This window comes from Paenibacillus camerounensis (assembly GCF_000723885.1).
GTDB lineage: Bacteria > Bacillota > Bacilli > Paenibacillales > Paenibacillaceae > Paenibacillus_AQ > Paenibacillus_AQ camerounensis.
In genome coordinates, this window is record NZ_CCDG010000006.1 from 92,823 (window position 1) to 107,226 (window position 14,404).

The 14,404-nt window shown below is 53.4% G+C and carries 10 protein-coding genes; all 10 read right to left on the minus strand.

The genetic code is table 11. From position 1 onward, the window contains the following. Positions 1–45: 45 nt before the first annotated feature. Positions 46–1,749: a type 2 periplasmic-binding domain-containing protein gene (locus tag BN3772_RS02230; protein WP_042196204.1), complete on the minus strand. Its 1,704-nt coding sequence runs from the start codon at positions 1,747–1,749 to the stop codon at positions 46–48. A gap of 113 nt (positions 1,750–1,862) precedes the next feature. Beyond that, positions 1,863–3,404, minus strand: coding sequence for a response regulator transcription factor (locus BN3772_RS02235; RefSeq protein WP_052380338.1), 1,542 nt, complete (start codon positions 3,402–3,404; stop codon positions 1,863–1,865). Between the two features lie 5 nt (positions 3,405–3,409). After that, a complete protein-coding gene (locus tag BN3772_RS02240; RefSeq protein WP_042196206.1) occupies positions 3,410–5,215 on the minus strand; it encodes a sensor histidine kinase in 1,806 nt (601 codons plus the stop codon). A 20-nt stretch (positions 5,216–5,235) separates the two neighbouring features. Then, on the minus strand, positions 5,236–6,777 hold the full coding sequence (locus tag BN3772_RS02245; protein ID WP_042196208.1) for a response regulator: 1,542 nt from the start codon (positions 6,775–6,777) through the stop codon (positions 5,236–5,238). A 234-nt stretch (positions 6,778–7,011) separates the two neighbouring features. Further along, positions 7,012–8,406 carry an ADP-ribosylglycohydrolase family protein gene (locus tag BN3772_RS02250; protein ID WP_042196210.1) on the minus strand — a complete coding sequence of 465 codons (1,395 nt, stop codon included), beginning with the start codon at positions 8,404–8,406 and terminating at the stop codon, positions 7,012–7,014. Further along, on the minus strand, positions 8,406–9,365 hold the full coding sequence (locus tag BN3772_RS02255) for a nucleoside hydrolase (protein WP_042196212.1): 960 nt from the start codon (positions 9,363–9,365) through the stop codon (positions 8,406–8,408). The genes BN3772_RS02250 and BN3772_RS02255 overlap by 1 nt, the downstream gene beginning before the upstream one ends. Positions 9,366–9,424: 59 nt before the next feature. Further along, positions 9,425–10,363 carry an ABC transporter permease gene (locus BN3772_RS02260; RefSeq protein WP_042180737.1) on the minus strand — a complete coding sequence of 313 codons (939 nt, stop codon included), beginning with the start codon at positions 10,361–10,363 and terminating at the stop codon, positions 9,425–9,427. Beyond that, positions 10,360–11,409: an ABC transporter permease gene (locus tag BN3772_RS02265; protein WP_042196214.1), complete on the minus strand. Its 1,050-nt coding sequence runs from the start codon at positions 11,407–11,409 to the stop codon at positions 10,360–10,362. Before BN3772_RS02265 ends, BN3772_RS02260 begins: the two co-directional genes overlap by 4 nt. Further along, the gene (locus tag BN3772_RS02270) at positions 11,402–12,964 is read right to left on the minus strand and encodes an ABC transporter ATP-binding protein (RefSeq protein WP_086074354.1); all 1,563 of its coding nucleotides are present in this window, start codon (positions 12,962–12,964) and stop codon (positions 11,402–11,404) included. The genes BN3772_RS02265 and BN3772_RS02270 overlap by 8 nt, the downstream gene beginning before the upstream one ends. A gap of 119 nt (positions 12,965–13,083) precedes the next feature. Beyond that, complete coding sequence (locus tag BN3772_RS02275) at positions 13,084–14,223, minus strand: BMP family ABC transporter substrate-binding protein (protein ID WP_042196216.1); 1,140 nt, start codon at positions 14,221–14,223, stop codon at positions 13,084–13,086. Positions 14,224–14,404: the final 181 nt, after the last annotated feature.

The following is a 14,404-nucleotide window of genomic DNA, read 5'->3' on the forward strand; positions in this document are numbered from 1 at the left end:
GGAAGGCCGCAACGGCCCTCCGCCTGCTGTTTTACTGCGTATTCATTACTTGCTCCAGGTATCAATTCTCCATTTGATCTGCTCATTAATCTTGTCTTCATAAGCCTTCACGTTGGCTTTCTGGATCTGTCCGACATAATCGGTCCATACAGCATCGAATTCTTCCGGATTCGCAAGGATCGCCTTAGGAAGGAATTTGGTCTGTAATTCATTTAATTTGGTGTTGGCTATTTTGGCATCGGATCCTTCAACCAGGTCAATCGACCAGGCCGGGTAATAGACCGGGTTGGCAGGCGGCTCACTGAAGAAGTCCACATAAGTATCGTAGCCGTAAGCATCAAGGACTTCCTTATCAAATGGCTTCAGCCCTGCCTTATACTCTTCCGGCTGTGCTGCTGCATCGGTAGAGTTACCGTCGCTGAAGCTTCCCTCCATCTTAGGCAGGTAGCTAAAGAGTGACTTGGCTTTATTGGCCAGCTGCCAGGTAGCATCGGCTGCATTGTCGCGCTGTTCCTGTGTTCTCATGAATCTGCCGTTCTCTACGATGTAATCTTCGCCCTCAACGCCCCAGGAGAAGGTCTTCTGCCATTCTTCCTGAATCAGGGTGTCGAGCAGCTTGATAATTTTCACCGGATCCTTGGCGTTGATACTGATCCCGAAGCCGTTATTAAGGTTCAGGACCGCAAGGTCACGGTAATAGTCTTTGGTAGCCTTGTCGTATACGAGCGGAAGCCCGACGTAGGTACGTTCGATTTTGCCCTGGGTGGTCAGGGAATCTTCGGCAGCGTTGAAGTTCCAGTGCTGGTCAAACATCCCCAGAACGGTTCCGCTGGACAGCTTCGCCATATACTGGTCGTAGTTCTGCACAAAGGTCTCTTTATCGATCAGACCCTTTTGATTGAGTTCATTAAGCTTCTGGTAGTACTGCTTGGCATAATCCTTGTCTGCAAAAATCTCGGCCACACCGTCTTTGACCACGACCCCGCCATCGTTCGGATGTCCGATCAGATGCTGAGGCGCATTGAACAGTCCCCAGTTTTTCCAGTCATAATTCAGAATTTCGAAGCCAATCGTCGGACTGCCGTCAATTTTCGGATATTTCTCTTTGTATTTCTCAATCAGATCAAAGTACTCATCCAGTGTCTTGACCTGCGGATAGCCGAATTCCTTAAGCACTGCCTTTTGAATCCAGAAGGCCGGGCCTGAATACCAGGCGCTGTTTACTTTGCCGTTGTATACCCCGTAGTTAGGCAGGATATAGATATGTCCGTCATTAGGGTCCTTCATCATGTTCCAGTACTCTGCATAATGCGCTTTTAGATTCGGAGCATGCTCTTCGATCAGATCCTCGAGCGGAATATATGCCCCCGCTGCAGTCAGCTTCGTATTTCCTGTCATCATGTCGGGATAATCCTGGCCGGCGATCATAACGCCCAGCTTCTGGTTAATGTCGCCTGCCAAAAATTCAAAATTGAAGCTGGCACCCGTCTCATCTTTAATTTTCTTATAAATTTTATTGTCCGGTGTCGGCTGCTGGCCGGCTTCGCCCAGAAACACACTGATGTTGAACGGCTCAATTTTGTCGCCCGTATCCGCAGCTCCGGCGGTTTGGGCCGCACCGGTCTCTTCACCCTTGGCATTATCCTTGGTATTACCGTTGTTATTGCCGCCGCAGCCGGCGAGTGCAAAGCTCAGGGATAACAGCGTGATCAGGGATAACTTGAACGTCCGTTTTGACTTGCCCCCCATAAAGCACCTCCATATTTTTGGTTACGCTTTTTTGTAAGCACTTACATTCATAAATTATAGAGGTGATTCCAGGCGTAAAATACAGCTGAATTAAAGGTATAACCCCAAAAACTTTAGAACTTTGCCTGCCGGTATTCATTCGGGGACAGATGCATTTTTCTCTCAAACTGCTTCAGGAACTGTCCGTAATTGGCATAACCCACCTTCTCGGCAATCTCCGACAGCTTGAGCCCCGGCTCCTCCAGCAGCTTCACGGCCTCTTCAATCCGCAGGTTATGCAGAAGCACATTGAAGCCCATTCCGTTCTTTTTGATCAGAAGCTGGCCCAGGTATACAGGGTGCAGATAAAAGATTTCCGCCAGCCGCTGAATGGTCAGGCTCTCACGGTAATGCTCCCGGATGTAGAGGTTGATATCTCTTACAACATCATGCGAGCGTCTGTCCCGCTCCTGCAGCAGCAGTCCGATCCCTGTCTCAGCAGCGGTAAGCAGATGCTTCATCAGCCTGTCCAGCGTAAGCAGCTGACTGGTAAGCCCGGATAGACGGTCCTCCCGGTAATTCTCCCGGGGCGTATCCTCCTCAGGGAGCGGAGCCAGCTCAAGTATCCGGTAGACCAGATGGATGATGAATTTCTTCACAGTACCGGGGGACACATGCTTCGCACGGAAGCTGACGGCCGCGCTGGCCGCTGCCTTCCGGAAGCCGGGCAGGTCCAGCGTATTGACGAACCCGGCCAGTTCATCAGCCAGCTTGAGATGATCATAATCGCTGCTGAAAGGGATATTTCGGATCTCCTCATACATCAGCAATCCGGCTGCTGGAGCTCTGTAAAAAAAATGCTGCATCGTCTCTTTAGCTGTCTGGTAGCAGTGATTAATGCTGTTAAGTACAGCCGCGTTGTCACCGGTTGCAATAAATAACGGAATATCCGGGCATCCCTGCCGGAGTGCATCCGCTATTCTCATAACCGTCTTGCGGCCCTCCTCAGTTGAAGCACTCCCGAACACAATCGCACAGCTGCCTGCTTCCATATCTGCCAGAACCGCCCCCGTAATACCCGTGAGCAGCCCGGCAGCCCGGACTCTGACCTCGGCATAATGCTGCTGTTCCGTCTGGATCAGGCATACACTCCAGCTGCCGGGGTCTGCCTGCAGCCCGGCAGGAAGCTCCGGTGTGGCCTGCACAGAAGGCTGTCCGAGGAGCAGCCCTTTGATTACCGCTGCTGTCTCCTCCGAAGCGGCCAGCTGGCGGCATTTGCGGCTGTGTGCCTCCTGCTCCAGCTCCAGGCGGATTTGACGCAGCTCTTCCCCGGCCTCCTCCGGAAATACCGGCTTCAGCAGATAGTGATGGATGCCGTACCGGATTGCCGTCTGGGCATATTCAAACTCGCTGTAGCCGCTGAGAATAGCGAACTTGGTCTCCCGTCCTCCTGCACGCTGCCAGGCAGCAACCATCTCCAGGCCGCTGAGCAGCGGCATGTTCACATCTGTAATGACAAGATCCGGTGCAAGCTCCCGGATCATCTGCAGTCCCGCCTGGCCGTTCGCGCAGGTCCCGACAATTTCAAAACCTAATGCCTGCCAGTCAATCCACAGCTCCATTGCCTCCAGAGCGCTTGGCTCATCATCAATCAGCAGCACTTTATACGTTGTCACAGCCTTCACTCTCCTCCCGGCGGATGAATCCGCTCCAGCAGCCTCAGCGGGATACCAAACGACACGGATGTCCCTTCATCCGGTGCGCTGATGATTTCAAAAGTAACCTGATCCGCATAATACAGCTCCAGCCTGCGGTATACATTGCGCATTCCGATATTCAGCCCGGAGGAATCCTCGGTGCGGATATTATGCAGCAGCTCCTTCAGCTTGGCAGCGTCCATCCCTTTTCCGTTATCTGATACGGTAATCTGCAGACGTTCCTCCCGCGCAGCCGCCCTGATTCGGATCACCCCAAGGCCCTCTATGGTCTGCAGGCCGTGCTTGCAGGAGTTCTCAACAAGCGGCTGCATGCTCAGCTTAGGTATTTTGTAAGCAAGCGCCTGCTCTTCAATTTCGAACTGGTAATCGAACTTGTCGCGGAATCTGAATTTCTCAATCTTCAGGTACATTTCGATAAACTGCATTTCCTCCTGAAGGGACACCAGATCCTCCTTCCATCTGAGCAGCCTGCGCAGCAGCTTGGAGAGGCTTTTGATAATATCCGTCACATCATCATATTTGTTCTTGGTACAGACAACGAGAATAGCGTTCAGTGTATTGAACAGAAAATGCGGATTCATCTGGCTCTGCAGAAAATTCAGCTCTGCCCTCACCCGCTCCATCTCCAGGTTCTTACTCTGGATCTCCAGCTTGTATACGTCGTTAATCAGCGAATTGATCCGTGAGGTCATCCGGTTGAAATTATGAATCAGCCCGCCGATCTCATCCCGGCCCTCGTCAATCATGATCAGCTCGAACTTCTCGTTGCTCACCTTCTGCATATGCCGGGCCAGCCGCTTCACCCGGTAATTATAGGAGCGCAGCATCACATAGATAAAAGCTGAAGTCAGCAGCGTGACCGTGGTCGCCAGCACCGCCGCATACACCCGGATATCCAGAACGGCCTCTGCAATCCGCTCGCCCTGCGTAATGCCGATTATCCGCCAGCCTTTGAGATAATTGGCCGTACCGATAGGCAGAATATGCACCTCCTGGTCTCCGCTCTCAGGCTGCACAAACAGCGGGTAAGGCTCATCCGTTACATGCTGGTAGCCGCTCGCCTCTGACATGACGATCTGATTCTGCTCATTGACCAGATAAAGGCTGAGATAATCCTTTTCCCGGACAATGATGTCATACACCTCACTGAGGTCGAGATCAATCCGCGACAGCTTCTCATAAGTGCCGAACGAGTTGTAGTGATCCATCCAGTCCACGATGCTCAGCATCGGTGTGGAAGAGTTACTGTTCTCACTTATCCGGTAGGCGGCTACAACCACCTGATTGCTGGAAGACTCGGCTTGCCTGTACCAGCCGCTTGTCCGGATTTTTGCGTTCATGGCCTGATAATTGCCGCCGGATACAATAGACTGGTTGGCAGTGTATACCGTAATCCGCTCAATCTGATTGTTAACAGGCATGAAACTGTACAGCCGGTCGCGCAGCTCCTCATCATAGGCGTCATAAAATTCAATGGAATCCTTATAGGGACGGTCCAGCATTTCATACAGGTTCTTGTCTGTGGACAGGGTATAGCTGACGGCGACCCCGCCCTCAATAAAATCATGAATATCCTTTCTTGCCCGCTCCAGGGAAATCTCCAGATTCTGCTCCTCCCTCGACTTGATAAGGTCTGTAATCCGGCCGAGAAATACCAGGTTAATGACCATAATAGGCAGCAGCACACCCACGATGTAGATCAGAATAAACTTATAATTCAGCGGAATGTCATTGACGATATTGTTGAAGCGGAGCTTTTTTTTGAGCATGGATTATGCACCCGGCTTTCCTAGAGCTGCTTGCTGTGATCAGCGTTCTTGTATACAGAAGGCAGAACGCCTGTGATTCCCTTGAATTTGTCGATAAAATAATCTGTGTTGCTGAACCCGACCTGGGCCGCCACATCGGAAATTTTCAGCTCTGTCCGCTTGAGCAGCGCCTTGGCTGCTTCAATCCGCTTGACGTTCAGATATTCGCTGAAGCTGCGTCCGGTCTCTTTGCGGAACAGCTGTCCGAGGTAGGCCGGGTTCATATGAAACTCTCGGGCCAGCTCCTGAAGCTGCAGCTTGTTGCGGAATTCCTGATCCACATACCGGATGACATTATAGATGGTGTTCCCCTCATTTGCCTCCTGCAGCTGAGCCAGATATAGTGCCGCCGTTCTGCAGAGACCGCTTACATAAGCTCCGAGCCGCGAATAATCACTGAGCTCCCCCAGACTGCCCCAGGCTTCCTGATGCCCTCTCATCATCGCTGCCGGATCTCCGCTATGCTCAGCCGCCAGCCTGCACAGGTTCATCTCCAGATGGGCAATACCGGCCTGTACAGCTTCCACAGCATGCTGCTGCTGCGAGTACAGCCGGAAGATCTCCCTTACACACGGTTCAATCTCCTGCAGCTCACCTGCTTTGACTTTGTCCAGCAGCTCTGTAAAGGTGACCTGCTCCCTGCCTCCATCTCTGCTGCTGCGCCTGAACTCACTGTGTAAATACACGCCTCCCTGCTCTGCACTGTACCTCAGCTTCTGCATTTCCAGCATCTGCAGGTAAATCTCCTTAACGGATTCGATGCCGTTCATTCGGTCGCTGACCATCACCGCCACCGGCTGCTGCGACAGCTTCTCGAGTTCCTGCTGCAGGCCTGTGATAGCGGCCTTCAGGCTCTCCCGGGAGACCCCTCCCGATTGCAGCAGCAGGCCCGCCCGTTCAGCACTGTCCTGAAAGCTGCACGTCAGCTCAGCGGGAAAATAGCGGTTCACCAGCTGCCGCAGATGCCCTGCCGCTGACGGCGGATCGACCAGAATACCGAGCAGCTCGGCATCTGCGGGAAGCCTGATCAGGCTGGATGCCATCAGACGGAATTCCTCCTCATCCTCACCCTGAATCAGACGGTTCAGCATGCTGCCGATGATTCCTGCCTGCTTCTGCTGCTGCTTATTAATGGAAGCGATTTCATTAGTGATTATACTATAGAGCCTGCTAAGCAGGTCCTCCAGCTCTTCCTCATCAACCGGCTTCAGCAGATACTGCTCCACCCGCTGGCGCAGGGCTGTCCGGGCATACTGGAAATCATCATAGCCGCTCAGAATTACAAACCGGGGCGGCCGGTCCATCGATTGATTCAGCCGGGTGATCAGCTCCAGGCCGTTAAATACGGGTATATTAATATCCGTCAGTACAAGGTCCGGCTGATGCAGCTCAATCAGCCGCAGCGCCTCCGGCCCGTTCAATGCCTCTCCGCACAGCTCAAAGCCGGATTTCTCCCAGTCCACCATAGTCCGCAGCCCCTCCAGTACCCAGGGCTCATCATCCACAATCAGCGCCTTCAGCATGAACCGCACTCCTCTCCTATTGATTCTGTATGCATCTTATCAGTTAACTGCTCAACCAAATAACTATAGATTATGCTAACATAGTTCATTATTTCTGTGACATATTTCTGTTTTGATTTCATTAGGAGCTGCCGCCAGCCTGCCGGACCCATCATAAAAAACGCTCTTTGCCGGAAGGGACATTATAGCGTCCGCTTCTTGCAAAGAGCGTTTCATATATGTTCTATAAGCAGCTTATCTCTGTTCAAGCTCTGCGCGCAGCTTCAGAAACACCTGATAGCTCCGCTCCGCACAGGCCGTAATGGCAATCGGATGGAAGCCGGGAAGGTCCGCATACAGCGTATCGTTCAACGGTGCCGTCCAGCTCACCGGCAGCTGGCTTGCCCCCAGCTTCGCCCCCATGATCGAGCCAACCGTAGCTCCGTTACAATCCGTGTCCATTCCGCCGTAGACCGAGGTGACTACCGCCTTCTCAAAATCATTACCGCCATAGACCAGTGACGCAGCAACAAGCGCAGCATTATTGACCGTATGTACCGGATCATAATGGCTGAACTTGTCCCAGATACGGCTGACCAGCTCGCGTTCACTTTTGGCTGACCCGGCAATATCAATCCCCTGGAGCACCGCCTCGGCAAGCCGGCTCTTGGCCGGAACCTCGCTGAGGCCAATCTCCAGAATCCGCTCGTTATCCTGTTCAGCGAAGGCTGCCGAGATCATGGCCGCATTGAACATCTCGCCGTAGATTCCGTTCTTCACATGGGAGAAGGATGCATCGCGCCAGCCCAGCTCGGCGGCCAGCTCCGGATGGCCGGCAGCTCCGTATGCCAGTCCGTCTGCCCGGATCGCCGCGCCGATCCATTCACGGTACGGATTAAGATGCATCCGCACCCGCTCCAGCCGCTGTGCCCAGTCAGCCGGCTTCTCCTTATGCATATGGGAGGTTTCAGCGGCGAAATTCATGTAAGTCTGCGTCTCTGCCGTGCAAACCTGGGCGTAGGTCAAATTTCCGTGCCACAGCTTGCCGATATCCCAGGCGTCCCAGTCAAGCCCCTTCTGCTCCAGCAGCAGCAGCCCGAGGACCGTGTAACGGAGATCGTCGTCACTCTCCATGTAGCTGATCTTATCCCGGGTACTGGTGAAGGACCAGGCGCTAAGACCAAGGCCATACTCCGCTTCCGCTCTGGAATTGTCCGGCGTATACCCCTTAATCGGCCAGGCATCCGCGCCCTGGAACCAGAGCTCGATATTCTCCCAGCCCGGACGCCCGTCCTTGCCGTACAGATAATCCCAATGCTCCAGCGGCTTGCCGAGCGCACAGCCGATGCTTCTGCCGAGCCACGCCCCGTGGAACTTGTCTCTCCACTGTTCCGGCGTCCATGAAGGGTCCAGCCTTCGCGGTCCCTCCGGACGCAAGGCGCGAATTTCCTTAAGCCCGGAAGGCTCCTGATACGGGAAATCCTCAGCCACCTGAAGCTGCATCAGCTCGCGGTAGATCTCCATCAGCTTGCTATCATCTGTTCCGGCAGCAGCAAGCTTCTCAGCGATTCCGTCCGTCCGGCAGCCTTCCTCGTTCCGCTGCTGCAGTTCGAACTTCACCGTCTCCTGCAAATTCTCCCAGCCAGCCATCAGTTATTTACCCCGGCTGCCGCGCTCAGCTTCCGGTCCAGCCGTTCCAGTGAATCGAACAGCAGCTTCATAAAGGCTTCACGGTCAACACCGGTCAGCACCTGCACATTCGGCTGGCGGTCCGGCTTCTTTCTGCGGTCAGCCACGGTCATGCCGCGGGTCAGCTTGCCCTCGGTTTCTACCGTCACATAGAGATGCTCCGACTGGAACAGCTCCGGGTGTACCAGCCAGGCAACGGCGCATGGATCATGCAGCGCATTGCCGACATAGCCCATTTTTTTGCCATAGATCGAGTAGAAATCCAGCAGCTCACCGACCATAACGGACACCGGGCCCTTCTGCTTCAGCTCAAGGATCTCCTCCTCAAAAATCGCCGCCTTATCCGTCACATCAAGCCCGCTCATCACAATCGGAATGCCCGATTCATAGACAATACGCGCGGCTTCCGGATCAACAAAGATATTGAATTCAGCGGTGCTGGTCACATTCCCGTAAGCCAGCCCCCCGCCCATCAGCGAGATTTCCTTAATCTTGTTCTTTACTTCCGGGTAAGCAGTAATTAGCAGCGCAATATTGGTTAACGGCGCCAGCGGCACCAGAGTGACCGGTTCCTCCGAAGCGCGGATAAGCCCGAGCATGAATTCAACCGCGCCCTGCTCCACCGGCTTGAACTTGCTGGCCGGAAGCACCGGGCCGTCCATCCCGGATTCCCCGTGCGCTTCCTCCCCCGTCACCAGCTTGCCGAACAACGGTCCTGCTGCCCCTTTGGCAACAGGGATGTCCGCATTAACGAAGCTCAGCACCTTGAGGGCGTTGTCCGTTATTTTATCAAGAATCTGGTTTCCGCCTACCGTTGTAATGCCCCGGATCTCCAGCTCTTCCGGGTGGGCCAGCGCCAGCAGAATTGCAATCGCGTCATCATGCCCGGGATCGCAGTCAATAATTATAGGTCTTGGCATCGTTGTTCTCCCCCTTATGTCTTTCTCAGCAGTTAATCCTTGTCTGAAGCGGCTCCCCGCTACTTCACCACAGGTCCTTTAACCTTCTTGTTCTTCTTCCGGGTCTCGGAGACCGCATAGATGACCAGACCGATCACAGTTGCCACATAAGGCAGCGTAGCAATCAGCTCGGCCGGAATTTTCAGCACCTGAAGCGCATTGGACAGTGCATCAGCCGCCCCGAACAGCAGCGAAGTCAGCGCCGTCCCGATCGTCGTGCTGCGGCCCATGGATTCTGCGGCAATCGCGATCCAGCCCCGGCCGGCGATCATATCACGCGTGAACAGTGACAGATAGCCCATCGACATGTAGGCTCCGCCCAGGCTGGCAAAAAACCCGCTGAGCAGCAGCGCCGTATATTGAATCCGGACCACACTGACCCCGACCGACTGGGCCGCATGCGGATTCTCGCCGACTGAACGGATACGCAGCCCGAGAGGCGTGCGGTTCAGCAGATAATACACGACCACCACAGCCAGAATGGAGATGTAAGTCAGAATATGGTGGCCTGACAGAATCGGTCCAAGTACAGGAATATCCTGTATCAGCGGAAGCTGAACACTCGGCAGCACCTTACTCGCAAGGGATGTGGAGGAGCCTTTATCTCCGCTAAGCAGATACAGGATGAACACTGTACCGCCTGAGGCGAACATGTTAATGGCTACCCCGCCGAGAATAATATGTGTCTTAAACTTCAGGGTGAAAAAGGCCAGTACACCGGCAATCAGTGTTCCCGATAATACCGCGCCAAGCAGGCCTACCCAGGCACTCTGGGTATACGCACTGACAATGACCCCGGCCAGGGCGGAGACCAGCATGATCCCTTCCATCCCGATATTAATAATGCCGGCCCGGTTGGAGATCAGCGCCCCCAGTGCGGCAAACAGAATAGGTGTGGTTACACGCAGCAGCGAGAAGGCAAAGTCCGTCGTTAAAATCACATTCAGCAGACTGTTCATGCGTTCGCTTTCGCCTCCTTCAGCAGCATCCGGTTTTTCCAGAATTTCAGGAATTGCTCTGCGGAGATCAGCAGGATAATAACCGCCTGGATGATCGAGATCATCTCGGAAGGCACATCGGACAGACGGGCCATCATATCAGCGCCGATACGGATATAAGCCAGGAACAAGGCAGAGCCGATAACGGACAGCGGGTTATTCTTAGCCAGCATCGCCACCAGCGCACCGTCAAGACCGTACCCGGGCAGAGAGGCCCACTGGAACCGGTTGTACATTCCCAGCACTTCGACTGAGCCGCCCATTCCGGCAATAAAGCCGGCGATCAGATGGACCAGAATGATTACCTTTGCTGTCTTCATCCCCGAGTAACGGGCAAAATCACGGTTCACACCGGTCATCCGCAGCTCATAGCCCCATTTGGTCCGGTACAGGAACAGGTGGGCCAGAACGATCATCACCAGCACAACAATCAGACCGGTGTGGATGCGTGTGCCGGTGAAGATTTTGCTCAGCCGGGCTGTCTCTTGAAATTTATAGGATACATTGGCAAAAGCCTTCGCATCACGCAGATGATAGTTAAGCAGATAGAGTCCGATTCCGAACAAAATGTTGTTGAACATCAGTGAAGTAACCAGCTCATTAGCGTTCCACTTGGCCTTGAGAATACCGGGGATCGCCGACAGCAGCGCTCCGACAATGGAGCCCGCTGCAATCGCTACAACCGGATGAAACCAGCTGTTCAGGCTCAGATGAATCGCCAGTACTGAAGCCACTACACCGGAGAAATAGAAGATACCTTCTGCACCGAGGTTGAACATATTGGCCCGGAACAGCAGGGACACGGCAAGACCGGTGAACATCAGCGGAATTGCCATTTCGATCACGTTGCCGATATGCCCCTTGGTGGAAATGGGCTCCCACAGAAAAATTCCGATCGTCTTGAGCGGCTGGTCGCTGACCAGAGAAATAATGATAAAGGCGATGGCCAGCGCAATCAGTATGACCGCCGCCGTCCGGATCACCTCAAAATATTTGACTTTAAACATGGTTCACGGCCCTCCCGATCTGCTGCTTGTCCTGACGGTTGATGCCCAGCATATATAAGCCCAGCTCTTCTTCGCTTACCTTGGACGGATTCTCAAAGTAGGCTACAATCTCTCCCTCATACATGACAAGGAGACTGTCGCTCAGCTCCAGTATTTCGTTCAGATCAGCCGATAAGAGCACGATCCCGCTGCCGGCGGAGCGCAGCTCCAGCAGCTTCTGGTGGATGAACTGGGCTGCACCGATATCGACGCCCCGGGTCGGCTGCTCGGCAATCAGCAGCTGCGGGCTGGTAGAGCATTCCCGGGCAACAACGACCTTCTGCATGTTGCCTCCGGAGAGCATGCCGATCGGCTGCTGCGGGCCTGAGCACCGTACTTTGAATTCATCCACCAGTGCTGCGGCAAGTGCAGCGATCCGTTTGCCGTTCAGCAGCGGGCCCTTATTCATATCTTTCGACCGGTAACGGGTCGAGATCAGATTGTCGGAAATGCTGGCATCCCCGGCAGCGCCCTGGCGCATCCGGTCCTCGGGAATATAAGATACGCCCAGGCTGCGGATGCGCAGAATATCGGCTGCCAGGATATCCGTTTCGTTGACCTTTACCGTTCCGCTGCTGGATACAGCATGCAGCCCGCCTGTGAGCGCTTCAACGAGCTGGTTCTGGCCGTTGCCTTCCACTCCGGCAATCCCGACGATCTGCCCTTCGCGGACTGCAAAGCTGACCTGCTCCAGCAGCGCCTTGCCCTGGCTGTCGTGGACTGCCAGATTGCTTACGGACAATACCGGCTTGCCGAAAGGTACATTATCCTTCTCGTATTTCAGCACGACATCCCGGCCGACCATCAGCCGTGATATCTCCTGTTCACTGACGTCCCGGGTCTCGAAGACCCCTTCGCTCCGGCCCCCGCGCATGATGGTAATCCTGTCACAGATAGCCTTGACCTCCTTCAGCTTGTGGGAGATGAACACAATCGTATGTCCCTGCTCCTTCAGATGCTGGAGTTCAACGAACAGCTCCTCGGTTTCCTGCGGAGTCAGCACAGCGGTCGGCTCATCCAGGATCAGGATTTTGGCGCCCCGTACCAGTGCCTTCAGGATTTCCACCTTCTGCTTCATCCCGACGGTAAGATCCTCGACCTTCGCCTTAGGATTTACAGCCAGATTGTATTTACGCGCCGTCTCTTCCGTCAGGCGGACCGCTTCACTGTAGTTGAAGCCAACACCCTTGCGCGGCTCCATGCCCAGCACCATATTCTCGGCTACCGTAAAGGAAGGTACCAGCATGAAATGCTGATGGACCATGCCGATGCCCCGGTCGATTGCATCCTGCGGGGACTGCAGCTTCACCTTTTCCCCGCGGACGCTGATGTCGCCTTCACTCGGCTCCTCCATTCCGAACATAATCTTCATCAGGGTCGATTTGCCCGCCCCGTTCTCTCCCGCTATGGCATGAATTTCTCCTTCGCGCAGGCTAAAGTGGACATCCTTGTTGGCAACGACGCCATTGGGATACACCTTGGTTATTCCCCGCATTTCCAGCAGCGCGTGTTCCACGGGTTATCAACGCCTTTCAACTAGACTGTTTTTCTGCAAAAATAGGCAGCTGGAATTCTTCTTAAGGAAGGAATCCCAACTGCAGGAGATACGGCGTACCGGTTAATGATTAAATTTAATTAAGGCTTAACAGCATTACGGATCGCTTCAACCTCTGAAGTCTCCATGCCCATTGCGTTGTCTACTGTGATTTCCTTGTTGATCAGCTTCTGCTTCACTTCTTCAACCTTGGCTTGCAGATCTGCAGGGAATACACTGGTGTAGATGTCATTTTCAGCAATGCCTACGCCGTCTTCAACGAAGCCCAGTACATCGCGTTTGCCCATTTCAAGTGTACCGTCCTGAAGCTTAGTTACGGCGCCCAGAATGGCGCTGTCGATTTTTTTGATTGCAGAGGTGATGATCAGGTCCGCTTTTTCGCTGTCTGTATCTTTAAGCAGCATGGCCTGGTCAGAATCGACGCCGATTGCATAACGTGTCTTTTCCTTTGCAGCATCGAAGATACCAAGACCGGTACCGCCGGCTACGTTAAAGATCACGTCAACACCGGAGTTGTATTGGATCAGCGACAATTCCTTGCCTTTGGCAGGGTTAACAAAATCGCCCGCATAAGACACAGCTACTTTTACATCAGGATCAACGTATTGCGCACCTTGAATGTAGCCGACCAGGAACGCGTTGATACCCGGGATATCCATACCGCCGACAAAACCAATGACATTATCCGGGTTCGCATTCGGCATATCCGACTGTGTAGCCAGTGCCGCAGTTGCGCCTGCCAGGAAGGAGACTTCATTAGTGGAGTAAGACATGTTATACATATTAGCCGGTGCTTCTTCGATGTCTGTATCGTAGTTGATGAATTTTTTATCCGGATTCGCTTCTGCCGTCATATTGAACATTTCAGTAATTTCCGATCCGCCGGAAATCACAACATCCCAGTCTTCAGCAGCGATATCGTTGAAGGTAGGCTCCCATTTGGTTTTGTCATTGCCCATCTCGATGACTTTAGTCTCCGCGCCCAGCTCTGTCTTCACTTTCTGCAGGCCGTTGTTGGCAGCGTCGAAGAAGGATTTATCTCCAAGCGTTCCGGGAATCAGCAGTATAACCTTCAGCTTATCGCCCGATCCGGCGTTTCCGCTATTTGCTGCATCGTTGCCGGTATCCGCCGCGTTTCCATTGTTAGCCGTGTTGTTTCCGCAAGCAGTGACGAGTACCATTACCATAAGCAGCAATAATGTAAGAACATTCTTTTTCATTTTGTCTGTTCACACCCCTGTTTGATATTGATGGACCTTGTAAAACGTCTGACTTCCCCAATTACACGTTTTGTTCTGTTGTTATGCGGCAAACAATTTTATGCAAATTCATAAAACGACTGAAATTTTATGAATAGCTTACATCCAGTGATAAAAAAGGTGGTTTTTCGTCAACTAAACG

What these genes read in the sequence shown, in the direction of transcription:
- BN3772_RS02265 (WP_042196214.1), bottom strand. Translation starts at nt 11,409, where the DNA reads ATGTTTAAAGTCAAATATTTTGAGGTGATCCGGACGGCGGCGGTCATA.
- BN3772_RS02245 (WP_042196208.1), bottom strand. Translation starts at nt 6,777, where the DNA reads ATGCTGAAGGCGCTGATTGTGGATGATGAGCCCTGGGTACTGGAGGGG.
- BN3772_RS02275 (WP_042196216.1), bottom strand. Translation starts at nt 14,223, where the DNA reads ATGAAAAAGAATGTTCTTACATTATTGCTGCTTATGGTAATGGTACTC.
- BN3772_RS02250 (WP_042196210.1), bottom strand. Translation starts at nt 8,406, where the DNA reads ATGGCTGGCTGGGAGAATTTGCAGGAGACGGTGAAGTTCGAACTGCAG.
- BN3772_RS02255 (WP_042196212.1), bottom strand. Translation starts at nt 9,365, where the DNA reads ATGCCAAGACCTATAATTATTGACTGCGATCCCGGGCATGATGACGCG.
- BN3772_RS02260 (WP_042180737.1), bottom strand. Translation starts at nt 10,363, where the DNA reads ATGAACAGTCTGCTGAATGTGATTTTAACGACGGACTTTGCCTTCTCG.
- BN3772_RS02240 (WP_042196206.1), bottom strand. Translation starts at nt 5,215, where the DNA reads ATGCTCAAAAAAAAGCTCCGCTTCAACAATATCGTCAATGACATTCCG.
- BN3772_RS02230 (WP_042196204.1), bottom strand. Translation starts at nt 1,749, where the DNA reads ATGGGGGGCAAGTCAAAACGGACGTTCAAGTTATCCCTGATCACGCTG.